Annotated in this window: 2 protein-coding genes; both read right to left on the reverse strand. The window is 40.6% G+C overall.

All coding sequences use genetic code 11. The features are described 5' to 3' along the window. A partial coding sequence (locus F6K57_RS35490; RefSeq protein ID WP_293072699.1) for an amino acid adenylation domain-containing protein occupies positions 1-4,651 on the reverse strand: 4,651 nt, incomplete at its 3' end. After that, positions 4,648-5,552 (reverse strand): beta-ketoacyl reductase (locus F6K57_RS35495; RefSeq protein WP_293072701.1); only part of this gene is annotated, 905 nt, incomplete at its 5' end. The genes F6K57_RS35495 and F6K57_RS35490, both read right to left, overlap by 4 nt.

The following is a 5,552-nucleotide window of genomic DNA, read 5'->3' on the forward strand; positions in this document are numbered from 1 at the left end:
TTATTACTTTTCCTGGTTGTGCCTCTATATGCAACAGTACGCTATAGCGATATTTATTCAGTTCATTGTGTTCTGTTCCCCTCTGTAAACGGATTTGTACATGAGTTATTTCTGGATGTTTTTCTTTAAGAGCTACAAACAACTCTGGTGACACTAACAACTCTTTCTCCTCCTCCATTTGTCTGTCTATCTTTTCTAAGAGTTGTTGTCGTGACAATGAGGGAGTTGCTTGATATAGTTGCACCGAACTGTGAAAGGCTCTCATTAATGGGAAACTGCGGATATCCCCTAAGACAATCATCCCTCCTGGTTTGACTACCCTGATACTTTCTTCTATTACTTGCAACAGATACTCAACACTAGGGAAATACTGAACTATGGAACTCAGCAATACAACATCGAAACTGTTATCTGCTATATCAGCCATGTTATCCGCTCGTTTCTGTGCTAAGGAAACATCACCATATTTGTCTGGTTCCTGTTCTATTTGTTGTTTGATGTATTCTAATGAAACATTGGATATATCTGTACCATAATAGTTTTGTGTCTGGGGTGCGATTTGAAATAGCAGCATTCCTGTACCACAACCTATTTCCCACACACTCTCTGGTTTCTGGGCTAAGACTTGAGTTACTATATCCCCTGCCCAGATGCGCATTTGCTCTACTGGTATGGGTTGGTTGTCGTAACTGCTGCGCCAACCAGCAATGTTGAAAAACGGGTCAGTGAATTGTCCTAGTTCTGAATGAATTCTTTCATTAAATACTTCTTGCCAACTGTCGAGTTGATTCTCTAATAGTTCTCGGTTTTTTGATACTTGCTTGCTTCTCTGGCTATCAATTTCTTTGCTACCCCACTGACGTAATCCATAGATGTTATATATCTGCGTCTTTTCTAAGAAAGTTTCTTGCTGGATTTTTAGCTGATATCCTTGAGCTTTTAGCAACTCCTCCACTGCCGCTAATCTGCCATTTATATCATGCACTTCCACTACTATCTGTTTGATTTTCGACCAATCCTCTGATTCAATACCTTCTAGCACCTCTAACTCACTTTTTTCTACATCTATTTTGAGTAAATCTATCTGTTCCACCCCCTGCTCTCTTATTACTTCTGATAGGGTTCTTAACTGGCAATTAACTTGTTGCTGTGTTTGGAACATATAGCTACTCACTTGTTCGAGTTCTTGACTCGATAACTTGCTTTGTTCCCCAGTCTCCTTTTGTTTGTTGCTCAAGAAAGTTTTCATCATTTCTTGTTCTTGGTTTTGGTCTGCGTATAGTCCAGACACTACTGAATTCTCTGGGTAATAGGTAAAGGTCTCCATTCTGGTTTGGTTTGATAGACCACATTCAAATAGCTTTACCTTTGAAATATACAGCTCTGTGTTCATTTCCAGTACTTTAAACACTGGCGGTATTGGTTCAAACGCAAATATCTCTAAATCTTTCACCTGTTGCGATGCAAACAGACTGAACATCCCAATATTTGCTCCTACATCAAAGATACAATCTCCTTCATTAATCCTTATTCCATGCTGAAAATATTCCGCATTTTCAAATATCTCTTGGTACAAAAAGTCGGTTTCATTTTGATTTAGATGAACGATTACCATGCCATTAGGTAAGTGATACTGGTAACCAGTTTTTAGTCTTCCTTCTTGTTCCCATTGCAGCAGTTGTTTTACTTGTCTACTTCCCTTATAATTCGGCACTATATACGCCACTAACTGCTGCTGTCCTACTTGATTTTCTCTGAGTGTTACTAATGTTTCTTCTACCCCTGGATGTTCTTCTATGGCAGATTCTATTTCTCCTAACTCAATCCTAAAACCCCGCATCTTTACCTGGTGGTCTATGCGACCCAAAAACTCTATATTCCCATCTGGTAAATATCGAGCTAAATCTCCTGTTTTATAAAGTTTGGATTTTTCAGTATCTTGGGATTGGTCGAAGGGGTTGGGAATAAATTTTTGTTGTGTTAATTCCTCTCGTTTTAAGTAACCTCTGGCTAAACCTGCACCTGCGATGTGTAATTCTCCTGCTACTCCAATAGGCACTGGTTGTTGATGTTGGTCTAAGATATACATTTGTATATTAGCTATGGGGCGACCTATGGGAATTATTTTCTGCTGTTTATCTGGCACACATGGCCACCAAGTCACATCGATCGCTGCTTCTGTGGGTCCATAGAGATTATGCAACTCACACCCTAGTTTCTCAAAGAATTTTTCCTGGACTTGAACTGATAAAGCTTCTCCACTACAAATGACTCGCTTGAGACTACTGCAATCTTCTAACTTATCTTCTTGTAAAAACACTTTGAGCATTGAAGGTACAAAATGGAGTGTAGTTATCTGTTCTTGAGCAATTAAGTCCCTGAGATAACCACTATCTTTGTGTCCTTCTGGTTTCGCCACCACCAAAGTTGCTCCCACTAATAATGGCCAGAAAAATTCCCATACTGAGACATCGAAACTGAATGGAGTTTTTTGCAGAATCTTATCCGATGATGTTAAGCTAAATGCATCTTGCATCCACAACAAACGATTGCAAATCCCGCCGTGGGTATTCATTGCTCCTTTAGGTTTTCCTGTGGAGCCTGAGGTATAGATAACATAAGCCAAATTCTGGTAATTGACTCCACTGAATGGATTCTCTATACTCTGTGAACTAATAGCTTCCCCATCTTGTTCCCAACAAACTAGCTGTGCCTGATGTTCTGGCATTAATTTCATCAGTGCTGGAGTTGTCAACAACACTAATACCTCTGCGTCTGCCAGCATATAAGCCAACCGTTGCGGTGGATAACTAGGGTCGATTGGCACATAAGCTCCTCCAGCTTTGAGTGTGGCTAATAAAGCAATTACCATCTCAACAGAGCGCTCGTAGCAAATTCCTACTAAAACTTCTGGTTTTACTCCTAAATGTTGTAAGTAGCGAGCGAGTTGGTTGGCTTTGCTATTCAACTCAGAATAAGTCAGCTTTTGCTCTTCAAATACTACTGCTACTGCTTCAGGGTTTTTTTCTACCTGAGCTTCAAATATCTCATGGATACATTTGTCTGTAGGGTAATCTATTTTAGTATTGTTCCACTCTACTAACAACTGCTGTCTTTCTGCTTCACTTAGCAGAGGAAGTTGTCCTACTCTCTGCTCTGGATTACTCACAATCAAGGCTAACAAATTTTCAAAATGATCAGCCATTCGGGCAATAGTATGCTCATCAAATAGGTCAGTATTGTATTTTAAAACACCAGTTACATAAGAGTCTTCTTCGAGCATTTCTAGTAACAAATCGAACAGACTTTCATACTGATCCAATATAAACGGTTCTACCTTAAGCCCTCCCCAATCTACTAAAGCTTTTGTTCTGTTAGTTAACAGCTTTCTTATATCTTGAGATTGCTGTTGGATGAAGTTCTGTAGTAGAAAAGAAACTTGGAAGATGGGGGAACGGCTGGGGTCTCGCGGTGGTTGTAACCGTTCTACCAATAACACAAAGGGATAATCTTGATGAGCTAGTGCCTCAAGCACTGTGTGGCGCACTTGGGAGAGGAAGTCTGTAAAACAAGGATTCCCTGACAAATCTGCCCTCATCACCACTGAATCAACAAAGTAACCCACGATGGGGGCAAACTCTGCTTTACTTCTGCCAAAAGTGTGAGAACCCACTAAGACATCCTTTTGACCACTGTAACGAGATAGAAGCACTTGAAAAACAGCTAACAGGAGCATGTAAAGAGTTACGTCTTCTTTTTGAGCCAGTGTCTTCAGTTGCTGAGTCAGCTTTTCAGATAACTTGAAAGGGTAGCTACCACCGTTATAGGTCTGTATTGGCGGCCGTTTTCTGTCTGTGGGCAAGTTTAATACAGGTAATTCTCCAGCCAGTTTTTGTTGCCAATAGTCCCAGAGGCTTTCTCCTTCTTGACTCTCTACTAACTCCCTTTGCCAACGAACGTAATCTTGGTAAGAGTGCTTCAGTTCTGGTAGAGATGCCTCTACACCAGCACGTTGAGCTTGGTAGAGTTGTGGCAGTTCTTTGATAATCAAATTCATTGACCAGCCATCCCAAGCAATGTGGTGTATCGTTAACAATAAAACCTGCTCTTGCTCTGAGCAAGTGAAGCACCTGACCCGCATTACTGGTTCTTTTTCCAAGTCAAAGGGATGTCGATGAGCTTCTGTCACTCTTTTGTGCAGTTCATCTTCACTCCAGGTAGTAGCATCAATTTGCAAGAAGTCTAACTCTTGATTTTGATGCACCTGTAAAACTGCTTGTTCGCTGACTTTCGGAAAGGTACTCCGCAGTAGCGGATGGCGTTGCCTTAGCACTTTAAAAGTTTGCTGCCAAGTAATTATATCTGCTTGGGAGTAAATGCGAATTGCAAATGATAAATTATAATGATGACCCTGAGGTGCTAGTTGCCATAAAAACCAGATATTCTTTTGACCGTAGGACAGAGGATATACTTGCAATATATCTGGCTGTTCCTGGAGTAATTGTAAAATTTGAGTTTTGTGCTGCTTCAGTTGAGCAATAACATCGGGAGTTAATACCTCTTGGGAACCTCCCGTACGCAATTTTTCCCCATCACACCATAATTTTACCCCTTTGAGAGAGATATTTTGTAAAAATTCTACTAAGTTCATAGTTCTACCTCTATCCAATTACTATCTTTGACGTTATCTGGCTCAAGTTGCCCTTGATTATTTAATTCAATAGTTTGATTTTTATCTGTTTTAATTATCAGTTGTTGTTTAATCTCAGTTGCTAGAGCTACAATGGTGATTCCTTCCATAAATCTGGTAGCCGGAATATCCACTAGCAGCTCAGTTTGAATCTGATTTCGTAATTCCACAGCCATCAATGAGTCAAGTCCCATCATAGTTAGAGATTTTTCTAACTCTATTTGAGAGAGGTTCATACCCATAATATGAGCAATTTTGCTTTGGACATAAGAGGTCAGTAGCTTTTCTTTTTCCTTATCTTCTGAAGCTAGATTTAGCTGTTCTAGAATCTGATTGTTCTGACTCTGTTCTACCGTTTTTGTGGTAAAAGTTTCTAAAAATGGGAGCTTTCCCAATCCTGGCATCTGCCTAAAAAACTCCGACCAATTAACTGGGAATACCCCTACTTGGCTTTGAGACCCTGATAACAATGAACCTAATGCAAGCATTCCTGATTCGGGTTGAATGGCCACTACCCCGCTACTCTGCATTCGATTTTGATGTTCCTTTGCTAAACGAGCTGCCATTCCTGCTGTTGCCCATGCTCCCCAGTTAATGCTTAATCCTGGTAATCCCTGACCTCGACGATAATGGGCTACTGCATCCATAAAACCATTAGCTGCGGCATAGTTTCCTTGACCTGGTGAACCCAACATCGAAGCCATCGACGAGAAACAAACAAAGAAATCTAAGGGTAAATCTTGGGTGAGTTGATGTAAATGCCAAGTCCCTGCAACTTTTGGTGCCATCACTTTAGTAAACTGCTCCCAACTGAGGTTTTGCACTAAGCCATCATCCAATACCCCGGCTGCATGAATCACTC

It is taken from the genome of Moorena sp. SIO4A5 (assembly GCF_010672005.1).
Lineage (GTDB): Bacteria > Cyanobacteriota > Cyanobacteriia > Cyanobacteriales > Coleofasciculaceae > Moorena.